General features: G+C 72.1%; 13 protein-coding genes, 1 pseudogene and 1 riboswitch. Of the genes and pseudogenes, 6 read left to right on the top strand and 8 right to left on the bottom strand.

From position 1 onward, the window contains the following. Positions 1 to 380 precede the first annotated feature (380 nt). From ABFY07_RS33195 to ABFY07_RS33175, 5 genes are all read right to left on the bottom strand, one after another. Complete coding sequence (locus tag ABFY07_RS33195) at positions 381 to 575, bottom strand: hypothetical protein (protein ID WP_346178037.1); 195 nt, start codon at positions 573 to 575, stop codon at positions 381 to 383. Next, complete coding sequence (locus ABFY07_RS33190) at positions 572 to 757, bottom strand: hypothetical protein (protein ID WP_346178036.1); 186 nt, start codon at positions 755 to 757, stop codon at positions 572 to 574. Before ABFY07_RS33190 ends, ABFY07_RS33195 begins: the two co-directional genes overlap by 4 nt. Continuing rightward, positions 754 to 1167 (bottom strand): hypothetical protein, encoded by a 414-nt coding sequence (locus ABFY07_RS33185; RefSeq protein ID WP_346178035.1) that lies wholly within the window; start codon positions 1165 to 1167, stop codon positions 754 to 756. The genes ABFY07_RS33190 and ABFY07_RS33185 overlap by 4 nt, the downstream gene beginning before the upstream one ends. 154 nt (positions 1168 to 1321) lie before the next feature. Next, positions 1322 to 2539: a helix-turn-helix domain-containing protein gene (locus ABFY07_RS33180; RefSeq protein ID WP_346178048.1), complete on the bottom strand. Its 1218-nt coding sequence runs from the start codon at positions 2537 to 2539 to the stop codon at positions 1322 to 1324. A 124-nt stretch (positions 2540 to 2663) separates the two neighbouring features. Next, on the bottom strand, positions 2664 to 3302 hold the full coding sequence (locus tag ABFY07_RS33175) for an HAD family hydrolase (protein ID WP_346178034.1): 639 nt from the start codon (positions 3300 to 3302) through the stop codon (positions 2664 to 2666). Positions 3303 to 3385: 83 nt separating this feature from the next. Further along, positions 3386 to 3478: riboswitch (ZMP/ZTP riboswitch) on the top strand. Between the two features lie 42 nt (positions 3479 to 3520). On the opposite strand from ABFY07_RS33175, the gene ABFY07_RS33170 reads away from it, so the two are divergent. Further along, entirely contained in the window at positions 3521 to 4792 is a 1272-nt protein-coding gene (locus tag ABFY07_RS33170) for a serine hydroxymethyltransferase (protein WP_346178033.1), read from the top strand. Positions 4793 to 5178: 386 nt separating this feature from the next. Here ABFY07_RS33170 and ABFY07_RS33165 read toward each other — a convergent pair. Continuing rightward, positions 5179 to 5706 (bottom strand): annotated as a pseudogene (locus ABFY07_RS33165) (RNA polymerase sigma factor); the annotation flags it as partial. Between the two features lie 244 nt (positions 5707 to 5950). Between ABFY07_RS33165 and trpS the strand changes: the two are divergent. The 3 genes from trpS to ABFY07_RS33150 all read left to right on the top strand — a co-directional run bounded on the left by trpS (position 5951) and on the right by ABFY07_RS33150 (position 8809). Beyond that, the gene (trpS, locus tag ABFY07_RS33160; protein WP_346178032.1) at positions 5951 to 6964 is read left to right on the top strand and encodes a tryptophan--tRNA ligase; all 1014 of its coding nucleotides are present in this window, start codon (positions 5951 to 5953) and stop codon (positions 6962 to 6964) included. Positions 6965 to 7169: 205 nt separating this feature from the next. Next, complete coding sequence (locus ABFY07_RS33155) at positions 7170 to 7769, top strand: 2'-5' RNA ligase family protein (protein ID WP_065960684.1); 600 nt, start codon at positions 7170 to 7172, stop codon at positions 7767 to 7769. Between the two features lie 143 nt (positions 7770 to 7912). Then, positions 7913 to 8809: a YihY/virulence factor BrkB family protein gene (locus tag ABFY07_RS33150; RefSeq protein WP_346178031.1), complete on the top strand. Its 897-nt coding sequence runs from the start codon at positions 7913 to 7915 to the stop codon at positions 8807 to 8809. A gap of 84 nt (positions 8810 to 8893) precedes the next feature. On the opposite strand, the gene ABFY07_RS33145 is transcribed toward ABFY07_RS33150, so the two are convergent. Beyond that, a complete protein-coding gene (locus tag ABFY07_RS33145) occupies positions 8894 to 10279 on the bottom strand; it encodes a D-alanyl-D-alanine carboxypeptidase family protein (protein ID WP_479685638.1) in 1386 nt (461 codons plus the stop codon). Here ABFY07_RS33145 and ABFY07_RS33140 point away from each other — a divergent pair. Together ABFY07_RS33140 and ABFY07_RS33135 are read left to right on the top strand one after the other, a co-directional pair. Then, positions 10278 to 10550, top strand: a complete 273-nt coding sequence (locus tag ABFY07_RS33140) for an SCO4848 family membrane protein (RefSeq protein WP_065960716.1) — start codon at positions 10278 to 10280, stop codon at positions 10548 to 10550. The two genes, ABFY07_RS33145 and ABFY07_RS33140, sit on opposite strands and share 2 nt — an antisense overlap. Positions 10551 to 10594: 44 nt before the next feature. Further along, on the top strand, positions 10595 to 11968 hold the full coding sequence (locus ABFY07_RS33135; protein WP_346178030.1) for a metallophosphoesterase: 1374 nt from the start codon (positions 10595 to 10597) through the stop codon (positions 11966 to 11968). Between the two features lie 155 nt (positions 11969 to 12123). Here ABFY07_RS33135 and ABFY07_RS33130 read toward each other — a convergent pair whose 3' ends face one another. Continuing rightward, positions 12124 to 13398, bottom strand: coding sequence for a VanZ family protein (locus ABFY07_RS33130; protein WP_346178029.1), 1275 nt, complete (start codon positions 13396 to 13398; stop codon positions 12124 to 12126). Positions 13399 to 13609: the final 211 nt, after the last annotated feature.

The raw sequence follows: 13609 nt of genomic DNA, 5'->3' as shown, positions 1-13609 counted from the left end.
TACTGGCGTCCGTCGTCCGAGTCGCCGGGGGTCTGGCCGCCGGGTGTGGGGGCGTCGGTGTCCGGCATGGTGTCGCCGTCGCCCGGGTCCTGGCGGACGACATGCTGTAATCGCATGGGGCCTCCTGTGAGTTCACTCGCGCGGGGGTGCCCCCGCGCGGTTGCGCGGTCCTCGTCCCGGTCACTGGCCTGCAAGCGGGAGGCCGGGGCGAGGCTTTCCAGGACTTCGGCCGCTGTGGTCTGTGCGGTCCGAAGTCGGCCCTGCCTCGGGTGGGCAGGGGGCTTTACGCTGCTCGGGCCTGGGTTTGCGGTGAGTTTGGGACAGCGACACGCCGACGCGACGGCGTGTCGCTGTCCGATACTCACCGCAACGTCACGGCCTCAGGCGCGGTGACAGTCGCAGTCGCAGCGGATGGTGAAGAGAAGCGCGCCACGGGTCGCGGGCGGTACGGGCTTGGCCCGGACCTCACCCGGGCCCTTGCAGTACGCGTGGATCTCGTCGGGTGTGGTGTCGGGCTCGGCGGTGTACAGCGCGCAGTACGGGGACAGGCGCCGGGCGTCGGCCGGGGCGGTCATGTCGGGTGCCTGTCGCGCTGGAGGGTGACGAGGACCTGGTAGAGGTCGGCGTCGGGGTGCGGTCGTCGGCGGTTGCAGTCCGGGCACAGGTGGCGCAGGCAGCCGGGTCCTGAGGCCGATGCGCGCAGCACGGTGATGGGCTCGCGGGTGGGCTTGTCGCAGCGGTAGCAGTACTCGGTCACCGGCTGGCCCCCTCGCGCGGGCCGAGCGCTTCGCGGGTCGCTGTCAGCAGCGCGGCGAGGAGGGCCGCCGGGTCGGTGAGGTACCGGTCCCGGGGCGGCACGCGCCACCGCACCCCGGGCCCCCTCCGGCAGTCGGCGGACGGCACCTCGATATACGCGGTCGCTCCCCAGACCTCGACGCTGGGCAGTCGGCTCAAGTCCCACTCAGCGGCCGTGCCAGGCACGATGAGCCAGTACAGCACGCCATCGAAGGGGTTCTCGATGACCGCGCCGGCGTCGTCGCCGAGCAGTTCCAGGGCCCGTTTACCGATGAATCGCGGGACGCGTACGACGTCCCACCATCTTCCGGCGGCCTGCAATTGCGCGTTGCGGCCGCTTGGCGGTGTCCATCGTTCGGCTTCGGTCGTCATATGCGCCCCTGTTGTCATGCCTAGGCGGCGCCGGTCTGACCTGGCGGGGTCGCGCGATCGGAGCCGCTGTCCAGTGGGGGCAACTTAGAGAGACCGTGTGTGATCGGACAGTGACGAGCCGTCCTACTTTCGCACCCGGGTAGGACGCGATGCCCTACCCGTCCAGGTGAAGACGGTCAGCGAGTTGCGTCACCGAAGAGGTACGGCGCCGCTCGCGGCTGCGCAGCTCGGCCACAAGCTGGCGCGCGGTGCCGTGGTACCTCATCCACTCGGGCGCGTCCTCCTCGGCTTTCAGCAGCGCGCCGATGGCCGACGCATCCCGGTGGAGGTCGGAGTACGCCAGGGCCCGATCCACATGAAACCGAGCCCGCCACGTCGGTGGAAGCGATCCGATGCCCTGCACAGTGCGGGCCGTAGCCACCGCATCGGCGCTCTGTTCCATCTCCACCAGGAAATTCACCTTCGCCACACCCACGTTGGTCGGGCCGAAGGGAGTGGCGTAGTCGAGTCGATCGGCCCCGATGCTCGCTGCGGCGCCCGTTGACAGCCTCAGCAGCTCCTTCACCCTGTCGTACTTGCCCTCGCCCTGACGCACGGTCGCAGTGGCCGCCCGCAGCAGCAGAATTCCCCACAGCGAGAGATCCACAGGCTGAGAGCGGAAGCCGGGGTTGATCCGATCGGCGTACGTCAGTGCCACGCGTTCGGCGTCCTCAAGGCGCCCCTGCTTCGTGAAGATCCATGCCAGGGTCGAGGCGCCAATGGATTCGAGGTGGGGGTCGTCGGAGCGTCTGGCCGCCTCCGTAGCGCGCTCCATGGCGGTGAACGCGGCATCTTCCTTACCCAGCGCTGTGAGTGTGGTCGCCGCCACCTGGTATGCCTCGGCCAGGACGGCATGGGCGGCTGCTTGGTCGCTGCCGTGGTAGGCGCGGGCCGCGGCACGCGCGTCTCGGATGAGCTGAGGCAGAAGGGCGCCGATTTCACCCATGCGTCCCTCGCGACGGATGACTTCGGTCGAGCGAAGCGAGGCGCGCAGCGCTCCCACGGATGGTGGGTCTTCCGTGTCGGGGTCCTCGCCGAGCAGGTCGGACAGCGGTGAAACCGCCTGGCGCAAGGCGAGCACGGAGGGCGTGTCGCCATCAGAGCGCACTTCAAAGGTGGTTGGCTGACCGACCAGTGCGGACGTTTCGACGTCCAGGGCGCGGGCCAGCTGGTTCAGCGTGGAAAGCCGAGCCGTCAACCGCCGGTTCTGCTCAAGCTTCCGCACGGTGTCCACCGACACATTCGCGTGCTCGGCGAGCTGCTCTTGCGTCAGCTCCCGCCGCTCACGGAGCCGACCGACCCGATCGCCGATCGTCTCGTTCGCGTAGTGCATGGTCACCCCCACCAGGCGAATGGTTCATCCACGCTACGCCGCGCGGAGCGCCATGCTGGTGCTCCGTTCGGTGCGTCCACTCCGAACGGTAGCGAGCTGTCCCATATGTGCGGGGCTGCTCGCCTCATCCGGCGGCGAGTCGCACGAGGTCGTGCAGCGAGTCGATCTCCCAGTCCGCAGCGGCCGCCTCAGCTTTGCCGGACCACAGATGGCCCCATGGCCCACGGCGCAGATGCGCGGCCCGCAGGCCCGCGGCCTTCGCCGGTTGCGTGTCGTTCGCGGGGTGATCGCCCACGTACACGGTTTCGCTGGGCGCCGTTCCCGCAAGGTCCAGGACGCGGGCGAAGAAGCGTGGGTCGGGTTTGGCGATCCCCCACTCTTCCGAGGTGGCGATCTCATCAGCGGGCAGCTTGAGGTCCCGCAGCAGGGCACCGGCCCGCGCGGTCTGGTTGCCTGCGACGAGGACGCGGAGGCCCGCCTCGCGGAGCGCGGCGAGCGCTGGACGCACATCCGGGTAGAGGTCCGACTCGTCGAGGTGCTCACCGACCCCGGCGGCCTCCATCGCGGCTCGCTCCGCCGCGATGTCGATATCGGGTCGGATGAGTCGCAGGGCTTCGGCGTTGTCATGCCCTTGAACGACCACCGCACCGACGAGGGCGGAGAGGGTGTGACGGGGGATGCCCAGCCAGTCAGCCCATGCCCCCCACCCGCGGTCGTCTCGGATCAAGGTCTCGCCGACATCGAAGACCACAGTGCGAATCATGCAGGCAGCGTAGAACCGGCCTGCAGGACGCCGTCATGCCCGACGCTCGGGTGGGGCAAAACCGCGACCCGACTAGAGTGGTGAGCGCGCGCCGTGACTGGCGAACGTGGAAGCGACCACGAGGAAGCGGCGCGCGGTGCAGTCATCACGAGGTGCCGCCCGCCTGGGCACCCCGGGACAACGACCGGATTCATTGACCGATCGCCCGGAGGAACACCATGAGCCTGCCCCTCTCTCATCCCGCGCTGAGCGCGGCCGACCCGGAGCTTGCCGCGCTGGTCGGCGCGGAGGAAACGCTGCAGGCGGAGACCCTGCGCATGATCCCCAGCGAGAACTATGTGTCCAGCGCCGTGCTGGAGGCGTCCGGGACCGTGCTGCAGAACAAGTACAGCGAGGGCTACCCGGGGCGCCGCTACTACGAGGGGCAGCAGGTCATCGACCAGGTGGAGACCCTGGCGGTGGACCGCGCGAAGGCCGTGTTCGGTGCCGAGCACGCCAATGTGCAGCCGTACTCCGGGTCGCCCGCCAACCTGGCCGTGTATCTCGCGTTCACCGAGCCCGGTGACACGGTCATGGGCATGGCGCTGCCCATGGGGGGCCACCTCACCCATGGGTGGGGGGTCTCGGCCACCGGTAAGTGGTTCCGTGGGGTGCAGTACGGGGTGCGTCAGGACACCGGGCTGATCGACTTCGACGAGGTGCGCGACCTGGCCCGCAAGGAGCGGCCCAAGGTGATCTTCTGCGGTGGGACGGCGGTGCCCCGGACCATCGACTTCGCCGCCTTCGCGGAGATCGCCCGGGAGGTGGACGCGGTGCTGGTCGCCGATATCGCGCACATCGCCGGGCTGGTCGCGGGTGGCGCCCACCCCTCCCCGGTGCCGCATGTCGACGTGGTCTCCACGACCACCCACAAGACGCTGCGCGGCCCGCGCGGCGCGATGCTGATGTCGCGCGAGGCCCATGCGAAGGCGATCGACAAGGCCGTCTTCCCCGGGCTGCAGGGCGGCCCGCACAACCAGACCACGGCGGGGATCGCCGTGGCCCTGCACGAGGCCGCCCAGCCGGCCTTCCGCGACTACGCCCACGCCGTGGTCGCCAACGCCCAGGCGCTCGCCGAAGCGCTGCTCGCGCGCGGCTTCGACCTGGTGTCCGGCGGGACCGACAACCATCTGATCCTCATGGACCTCACGCCCAAGGACGTGCCGGGCAAGGTCGCCGCCAAGGCGCTGGACCGGGCCGGGATCGTGGTGAACTACAACACCGTGCCGTTCGACCCGCGCAAGCCGTTCGACCCCTCCGGCATTCGGATCGGCACCCCCTCCCTGACCTCGCGCGGTCTGCGCACCGAGCACATGGCCACCGTGGCGGAGTGGATCGACCGGGGCGTGGTCGCCGCCGGGAGCGGTGACGAGGAGACGCTCACCAAGATCAGGGGTGAGGTGGCCGAGCTGATGGCGGCCTACCCCGCCCCCGGTCTGCCGACCGACTGACGCCGCCCTTCCCGGGGATGTCCACGGGGCCCTGCCCGGCCGTCAGGCCGGGCAGCTCCCGCCACTGCTCCTCCGGCCAGACCTGCGGCCGCCCGTGTCGCCCGGCCTGGTCCGGTGCCTCCCGGGCGGTCGCGGTCGCGGGATCGGTCGCGGGATCGGTCGCGGGGGTGGCCGCCGAAGCCCGTACTATCCGCGCCATCACCCGCTCGACCAGCGTCTCGTCGTCCATCGGCCGCACGCCCGGCCGGGGCGACTCCAGCGCGCGCCCGAGCGCCCGCAATTCGGCGGGCAGCCGCCCGCCCCCGCTCCGGGGCGCAGCCCCGGGCCCTGTGGCCTCCACTTCCCTGCCCTCCACGGTCCCGCCTTCCTTCCTCCTCGGCCGTCCAGCCCGCCCCGAGCAGCAGCTCCAGCCGCCTCAGGGCACGGCTGAGCCGGGACTTCACCGTGCCGCGCGGCCAGCCGAGGGCCTGCGCGGTCTCCGCCTCGTCCAGATCCAGCAGATAGCGGTAGGTGACCACCCGCCGCTGGGGCTCGCTCAGCTGATCCAGCGCGGCCAGCAGCTCGGCCCGGCGCTCGTCGGCCAGGGCCGCGACCGCCGGGTCCGCGCAGTCCGGTATGGCCGGCTCGGCGCCGCCCAGCGCGGCCGCCTCCCGGTCGGCCGTGCGCATCCGCCGCGCCGAGCGGAGCGCGTTACTCGTCTCGTTGGCCACGATCCGCAGCAGCCAGGGCCGGAACGCGGCGCCCTCCCGGAAGCCGCCCAGGGCGAGATACGCCTTCACGAAGGCGTCCTGCACCACGTCCTCCGCGTCGGCGCCCGCGCCGAGCAGCACGGCCGTGCGGTGCGCGATCGGGGCGTGGGCCCGCATCAGCTCCGCGTACGCCTCGGTGTCCCCCGACCGCACCCGCGCGATGATCTCCGCTTCGACTGCCGATGCCGTCGCCGCCGCCGAAGCCGATGCCGCCGCCGATGCCGTCGCCGCCGCCGAAGCCGTCGCCGCTGCCGATGCTGTCGCCGCTGCCGATGCCGACGATGCAGTCACTCCCGACGCTGCCGTCTTCCGCACGGAGAGGTCCCCCTCCCGCGCCCCCTCACCAGTCCTCACACCTTTCATACACCGGCGGACCGAGACTGGTTCCACACCTGAGAGAATGGGTGCCATGGTCCTCGATCGTCCCCGTGCGCTCTCCGGTATCCAGCCCACCGCAGGTTCGTTCCACCTCGGCAACTACCTCGGTGCGATCCGGCAGTACGTCGCGCTGCAGGAGACCCACGACGCCTTCTACATGGTCGTCGACCTGCACGCGATCACCGTGCCGCAGGACCCGGCGGAGCTGCGCGCCAACACCCGGCTGGCCGCCGCCCAGCTGCTCGCCTCCGGGCTCGACCCGGACCGCTGCACCCTCTTCATCCAGAGCCATGTGCCCGAGCACGCCCAGCTCGCCTGGGTGATGAACTGTCTGACGGGGTTCGGCGAGGCGTCCCGGATGACCCAGTTCAAGGACAAGTCGGCCAAGCAGGGCGCGGACCGGGCGACCGTCGGCCTCTTCACCTACCCGATCCTCCAGGTCGCCGACATCCTCCTCTACCAGGCCAGCCACGTCCCGGTCGGCGAGGACCAGCGCCAGCACGTCGAGCTGACCCGCGACCTCGCCGAGCGCTTCAACGGGCGCTTCGGCGACACCTTCACCGTTCCCGCTCCGTACATCGTCAAGGAGACCGGGAAGATCTACGACCTCCAGGACCCGGCGATCAAGATGAGCAAGTCGGCGTCCACGCCGAAGGGCATCATCAGCCTGCTGGACGAGCCCAAGGTCTCGGCGAAGAAGATCAAGAGCGCGGTGACCGACACCGAGACCGAGATCCGCTTCGACGAGGAGAAGAAGCCCGGCGTCAGCAATCTGCTGACCATCTACTCCACCCTCACCGACACCCCGATCGCGGATCTGGAGCGCCGGTACGAGGGCAAGGGCTACGGCGCGCTCAAGACCGAGCTCGCCGAGGTGCTGGTCGAGTGGGTCACCCCGTTCCGCGAGCGCACCCAGGAATACCTCGCCGATCCCGGGACGTTGGACGGAATCCTGGCCAAGGGTGCGGAGAAGGCCCGAGCCGTCGCGGCCGAGACGCTGGCCCAGGCCTACGACAAGGTGGGCTTCCTGCCCGCGAAGCGCTGACGGCATTGACCATCGGCTCCGACCGGCGCTGACCGGCACCGGACGAACCACCGGCCCGCGCCCTGTGGCCCCTTCGCAGGAGGCCCCGGGCACGTGCGCCGAAGGACCGACGTAGCTAGCCGCGAAGGCGGCGCAGCCGCCACACTGACACCGGTGCAGCGGCTGAGGCCCAACAACGCCCGGGAGGGCCAGGAGGGAGAACGCAGTGGGGACCGTAACGCTCGGCGTTTCGATCGCGGTCCCGGAGCCGTACGGCAGCTATCTGCAGCAGCGGCGCGCGGGCTTCGGGGACCCCGCCGCTCACGGCATCCCCACCCACGTCACCCTGCTGCCGCCCACCGAGGTGGACTCCTCGGCGCTGCCCGGTGTCGAGCGCCATCTGGCGACGGTCGCGGCCGAGGGCCGGCCGTTCACGATGCGGCTGGAGGGGACCGACACCTTCCGCCCGCTGTCGCCGGTCGTCTACGTCAAGATCGTCGAAGGGGTGGAGGAGTGCACCGCGCTCCAGGAGCGGGTCCGGGAGGCCTCCGGGCCGTGCGCCCGTGAGCTGCAGTTCCCGTACCACCCGCACGTCACGATCGCCCATGGCATCGACGAGGAGGCCATGGACCGGGCGTACGCGGAGCTGAAGGACTTCCGGGCGGCCTGGACGATCGGCGGCTTCGCGCTCTACGAGCAGGGCGCGGACGGGGTCTGGCGCCTGGACCGCGAATACCCCTTCGGCGGCGGTCAGGGCCCCTCGGGCACCGGCCCGGTGGTCCCCCGTCAGGTCAACCTCTCCCGCCCGCCCGCGCCGTCCCTGTAGTCACGGTCGCGGCCGGACAGTCACGGTCGCGCCCGGGTAGTCACGGTCGTGGCCGGGGCCGCCCGTCACCAAGAAGAGTGACGGGCGGAGTGTCGGCCGAGCCGGTTCCGGCTGACCCGCCGACCTGGGGGTAGACGCTGATCATGGACTGGTTGACCCGGCTCCCGTTGATCGGCCCCGTGATCGTCCGGCTGATGCGTACCCATGCCTGGCGCGCGTACGAGAGGCTGGAGCACGTCCATTGGACGCGCCTCGCCGCCGCCATCACCTTCATCAGCTTCCTCGCCTTCTTCCCGCTGGTCACCGTGGGAGCGGCGATCGGCGCGGCGACGCTCACCGAAGGCCAGATGAAGCAAGTGGAGAAGCGGCTCGCCCAGCAGGTCCCCGGCATCTCCGGCCAGCTCGACCTGAGCGGCCTCATCGAGAACGCCACGACGATCGGCGCCGTCGCCGGCGCGCTGCTGCTGCTCGCCGGCATCGGCTGGGTCGGCTCGCTGCGCGAGTGCCTGCGCGCGGTGTGGGAGCTGGACGAGGACCCCGGGAACCCGGTGCGGCGCAAGTTCAAGGACGCCGTCTTGCTCCTCGGCCTCGGCGGGGTCGCCGTCGGGTCCTTCGCCGTCTCCGCCCTCGCCGCGACCGCCGCCGGCTGGACCGCGCGCCACCTGGGCATCCCCGAGAACGGGGTCGGCGGCTGGCTGCTGACCGTGGCGGCCTTCGCGGCCGCCGTCATCGCCGACTTCCTGCTGCTGTGCTACGTCCTGACCCTCCTGCCCGGCGTCGAGCCGCCGCGCCGGAGCGTCGTCGTCGCGGCGCTCATCGGCGCGATCGGCCTCGAGCTGCTGAAGCTGCTGCTGAGCAGCTACCTCCAGAACGTCGCGGCCAAGAGCATGTACGGGGCCTTCGGGGTGCCCATCGCCCTGCTCCTGTGGATCAACTTCACCGCCAAGCTGACGCTGTTCTGCGCCGCCTGGACCGCCACCGAGGCCGCCCCCGAGCCGGAGCCGGTGACGCTGGAGAAGGCCGAGCCGGGGAGCCCCTGAGCGGGCGCCCCCGGCCCCGGCCGCCCCCGTACAGCGTTCGTGAAGCGGGCCCCCGGGTACCGCGCCGCGTCCGGGGGCCGCGCCTCAGCCGCGCGACCGGCGACGCACCAGCTCCGGCAGTGGCCACCGGCGGTGCACCGCGTACGCCACGGCGGCCAGCAGCACCAGGGAGCCGCCGGTGAGCCCGACCGCCGTCCACCTCCCGCCCGAGCCGCCGTCGCCCGCCGAGACGGCCGCCTGGGCGTGCTTGCGGGAGTTCTGCCCGGCGTGCTCCACCCCCGGCCCGCTCGCGAGGCCCTTCGGGCCCGGCCGGACCAGCGCGCCCACCGGCTCCACCGAGTCGGCCGCCTCGAAGCCCCAGTCGAAGAGCTTCGCGGTCTCCTTGTAGACCTCGCTGGCCGCCTGCTTCTGCGGGTTCATCACGGTGACCAGCAGCACCCGGTCACCGCGCTGCGCGACGCCGGTGAAGGTGGAGCCCGCGTTCGTCGTGTAGCCGTTCTTCACCCCGGCGATGCCCTTGTACTGCGGCACCTGGAAACCGGTCAGCAGGCGGTTCGTGTTCTGGATCGCGAAGCTCTCGCGCTTCTTGCGGCCCTTCTTGTCCTTCTTGTACTCCCCGGGGAACTGGGCGGTCGCCGTCGAGCAGTACTCCCGGAAGTCCGCCTTCTGCAGCCCCGAACGGGCGAACAGGGTGAGGTCGTACGCGCTGCTGACCTGGCCCTTCTCGTCGTAACCGTCCGGGGTGACGACATGCGTGTCGAGCGCGTTGAGCTGCTCGGCGTGCGCCTGCATCTCCTGCACCGTCTTCGCCTTGCCCCCGTTCATCGCGGACAGCACGTGCACCGCGTCGTTGCCCGAGCGCAGGAAGACGCCGAGCCACAGGTCGTGCACCGTGTAGGTGAGGTTCTCCTTCACCCCGACCAGGCTGCTGCCCGCCCCCATGCCCTCCAGGTCGGAGAGCGCCACCTTGTGCTCGCGGTCCTTGGGCAGCTTGGGCAGCACCGTGTCCGCGAAGAGCATCTTCAGCGTGGACGCGGGCGGCAGCTTCCAGTGGGCGTTGTGCGCGGCGAGCACATCCCCGGACTCGGCGTCGGCCACCAGCCAGGAGCGTCCGCTCAGTCCCTTGGGCAGCGCGGGCGCGCCCTCCTTCAGCGAGACCTGCGTGCCCGGACGGCCGAGCCGCTTGCCGCCCACCACGGACATCTGGGCGGGCGGCTTGGCGGTGTCCTTGTCGTCGGAGCGGTCGGCCGGGGCGGCGTGGGCCGGGGCGGCGGCCAGCAGGGCGGACAGCAGGAGGGCGGCGGCGGTGGTCAGCGATGCGGCGGAGCCCCGCTTCGGGGCGGAGGAGGAGATCATCGGCACGCCTGTGAACGTACCGGCCTTCGAACCCCCGGGCGACATTGCCACGGCCTTACGAGGGGCGTACCCGCCGGAGGTTCGCCCGGTAGGCGTGCTCATACTGGACACCATGAAGCTCAGCCGCCCCATTTCCTGGTTCCTGCTCGCCTTCGGGGTCTGGAGCTGGGCCATCTGGATCACCTTTGTCAAGAACTTGTGGAAGGACGGCAGCGGACTCGCTTTCGACGACTCCGGAGATCCCACCGCGTACTTTTGGGTGCATCTGCTGCTCGCGATCACCTCGTTTCTCTTGGGGACGGGGATCGGCGTGATCGGGTTGCGCGGGCTGCGTGCCCTGCGCCGCGAGGCCGCGTCCGGGGAGGGCGCGGCCACGGAGCGGTAGGGGTGTGACGGGCGCCTTCGAGGCGCGAAACGGGAGGACCTGAAGTGGTCGTGCTGTACGCCCTCGTGGCGCTCGCCGTCGTCGGCCTGCTGGCCGGCGTCCACTGGTATCTGTGGCGGCGGCTGGTCCGCGACACGACGGCGCGGGGCGGGCGGGCCCGGCGCGCCGGGGCGGTGGCCGCCGTTGTCCTGCCGCTGATCAGCGTCGGGGCGCTGGTCTCCGGGCGGGCCGGAGCGCCCTTCGCCGTGCAGCGCGCCCTGGCCTGGCCGGGGTATCTGTGGCTGGCGCTGGTGCTGTATCTGACGCTCGCCCTGCTGGCGGGTGAGGCGATACGGCCGCTGCTGCGCCGCTGGCTGGAGCGGCGCGACGCGGCCCGGCTCGCGCCGCCCGTCACCGCCGCCCGCCCGGCCGGCGTCCCCGCCGAGCGGACGCCGGTGGCCGTGGGCACGCTGAACGAGGCCGATGACGCGGACAGGGGCGGCGACGCGAGCAAGACCCACCCGGTCGGCGACGCGAGCAAGCCCGACCCGGCCGGCGAGCCCGAGCCCCCGGCCACCGTCACCGCCGATGCCGCCGACGCCGCCCCCGCACCCCCCTCCCGCCGGCTGTTCGTCGCGCGGACCGTGGCCGTCGGGGCGGCCGCCGTGGCGGCGGGCACCGTGGGGTACGGGACGTACACCGTGATGCGCGGCCCCCGCCTGAAGCGGGTCACCGTGCCGCTGGCCAAGCTGCCGCGCCGGGCGCACGGGTTCCGGATCGCCGTGGTCAGCGACATCCACCTGGGGCCGATCCTGGGCCGCGCGCACACCCGGCGGGTCGTGGAGACGATCAACCGCACCAGCCCCGACCTGATCGCCGTCGTCGGCGACCTCGTCGATGGCAGTGTCGAGGACCTCGGTCCCGCCGCCGAGCCGCTGCGCGCGCTGCGGGCCCGCCACGGGTCGTACTTCGTCACCGGCAACCACGAGTACTACTCCGGCGCCCGGGAGTGGGTCGACCACGTGCGCGAGCTCGGGCTGCGGCCGCTGGAGAACGAGCGCGCCGAGCTGGGCGGTTTCGACCTCGCGGGGGTCAACGACGTCGCGGGCGAGGACGAGGGCCACGGCCCGGACTTCGAGGCGGCGCTCGGCGACCGCGACCCGGCGCGCGCCTGCGTGCTGCTCGCCCACCAGCCGGTGGTGATCCATGACGCGGTGGACCACGGCGTGGACCTGCAGCTGTCCGGGCACACCCACGGCGGGCAGATGTGGCCGGGCAACTACGTCGCCGAACTCGCGAACCCGACCGCCGCCGGGCTCGACAGCTACGGCGACACCCAGCTCTACGTCACGCGCGGCGCGGGCGCCTGGGGCCCGCCGGTACGTGTGGGGGCGCCGCCGGACGTCACCGTGGTCGAGCTGGCCGCGACCCGCGCCTGAGCGACCCGCGCCTGAGCGGGCAACGCCTGAGCCACCCGCGCTTTACCATCCGCGCCTGAGCGGGTCGCGCCTGAGCGGGTCGCGCCTGAGCGAGCCCGCCGACGGGCGACGGAGATCGCCGCGCGGCGGTGAGTGAACGGCGCCCGGCGCCGCGCTCAGACGCTCGTGAGCGTCTCCCGCAGCGGGGTGGCCGCCCTGACGGGGGCGGGGTCGGGCGCCGTTCCGTGGGGGCGTCGGGCGCGGGTGTGGGGCAGGGCCTCGTTGCGGAGTCCCGACAGGATCTCGTGCGGGCCGAGGCCGTCGGGGTGCCGCAGCGTCCGCAACCCGTACGCCAGGAGCATCGTGATGCCCAGCACCGCGACGAGCGCCTGCTCCGGATAGAGCGCCGCGAGGTACGCCGCGTCCTCGCCGGTCGCCTGCCGGGCGGTGGCGACGAGGCCGGGCAGCGACGGCTCCACGAACAGGACCGCCGCTGCCACCGACAGCCCCGCCAGCAAGGGGAGGGTGGCCACGCCGAGCAGCAGGGCCCGTACGGCCAGCCGGCAGAGGGGGAGCGCGCCGCCACCGGCGGGCACCACCCGCAGCAGCAACAGCCGCTTGCCGGGCGTCGTCCCCGTCAGATACGGCAGGACGACGAACCACCCGGCGAAGGCCGCGCCGGGCACCCAGGGGCCGGGCACCCGGGGCAGGACCGCCGCCTCGCCGAGCCCCCGGCTCACCCCGACAGCGAGGACCGTCACCGCCGCGTAGCCGACCAGGTCCAGCGCCAGCGCCGTCAGCCGCCGTCCGAACGGCACCGGGTGGCGGGCCAGCGCCCGGCCGTCCAGCGTCTCCAGCGCGGGCAGCCGGCGGGTCACGGGCCCGGCCAGGACCCAGCCGAGCAGCGCGCCCGAGGTGTTGACGATCAGGTCGTCGACGTCGAAGAGCCGGTACGGGCACGCGTAGAGGCCCCACACCCCGCTCCACTGCGTCAGCTCGAAGAACAGCGAGGCGCCGAAGCCGAGGGCCGCGGTGGCCGCCGGCCCGCGGCGGAAGTGGTAGCGGAGGAAGGCCCCGAGCGGCAGGAGCAGCAGCAGGTTGAAGAGGGTGCCGGCGACGGCGGGGTTCTGCAGGACCAGCGCGTTGACGGTGACCTTGCCGTGCGCCTCCTTCCAGATGTCGCCGAAGGTGTTGCCCGGGATCAGCTGCGGGTCGGCGACCACGGCGTAGCGGGAGCACATGTCCGGGGACCGCCGGGGCAGCGGGACGACCGTCATGCAGAACGCGCTCAGCGCGTAGTACAGGAAGCCGTACAGCGACAGGGTCCGCCCCCGCGACATGACGCCGTGCCTGCGGTACAGCACGACGGCCGTCGGCAGGAACAGGGCCAGCGCGACGAGGGGGAACAGGGCCGCCGCGGTCTTGATCGGCAGTAGGTACGCGTCGGTCATGCGGAGCACTATACACACGGCGTATACACCGGGTGTATAGCCGCCCGTGGGAGGCCCGGGGCCCGGAGCACCCCGGAGCGAGCCGGCCGCCGCCCAGCACCAAGTGCCGCAACGACAAGCGCCCCAACGGCGAGTGCCCCAACGGCGAGTGCCCCGCTTCCCAGGGGGAAGCGGGGCACTCGGTGGGTGCCTGAGGGCGCCCGGTGGGGCG

It is taken from the genome of Streptomyces sparsogenes subsp. cuspidosporus (genome assembly GCF_039532705.1).
GTDB lineage: Bacteria > Actinomycetota > Actinomycetes > Streptomycetales > Streptomycetaceae > Streptomyces > Streptomyces sparsogenes.
This window is presented reverse-complemented; position numbering and strand designations above follow the sequence as displayed.

Coding starts and splice junctions, on each gene's coding strand:
- ABFY07_RS33195 (WP_346178037.1), bottom strand. CDS start 575: ATGACCGCCCCGGCCGACGCCCGGCGCCTGTCCCCGTACTGCGCGCTG.
- ABFY07_RS33185 (WP_346178035.1), bottom strand. CDS start 1,167: ATGACGACCGAAGCCGAACGATGGACACCGCCAAGCGGCCGCAACGCG.
- ABFY07_RS33180 (WP_346178048.1), bottom strand. CDS start 2,539: ATGCACTACGCGAACGAGACGATCGGCGATCGGGTCGGTCGGCTCCGT.
- ABFY07_RS33175 (WP_346178034.1), bottom strand. CDS start 3,302: ATGATTCGCACTGTGGTCTTCGATGTCGGCGAGACCTTGATCCGAGAC.
- ABFY07_RS33170 (WP_346178033.1), top strand. CDS start 3,521: ATGAGCCTGCCCCTCTCTCATCCCGCGCTGAGCGCGGCCGACCCGGAG.
- trpS (WP_346178032.1), top strand. CDS start 5,951: ATGGTCCTCGATCGTCCCCGTGCGCTCTCCGGTATCCAGCCCACCGCA.
- ABFY07_RS33150 (WP_346178031.1), top strand. CDS start 7,913: ATGGACTGGTTGACCCGGCTCCCGTTGATCGGCCCCGTGATCGTCCGG.
- ABFY07_RS33140 (WP_065960716.1), top strand. CDS start 10,278: ATGAAGCTCAGCCGCCCCATTTCCTGGTTCCTGCTCGCCTTCGGGGTC.
- ABFY07_RS33145 (WP_479685638.1), bottom strand. CDS start 10,279: ATGGTGTCCAGTATGAGCACGCCTACCGGGCGAACCTCCGGCGGGTAC.
- ABFY07_RS33130 (WP_346178029.1), bottom strand. CDS start 13,398: ATGACCGACGCGTACCTACTGCCGATCAAGACCGCGGCGGCCCTGTTC.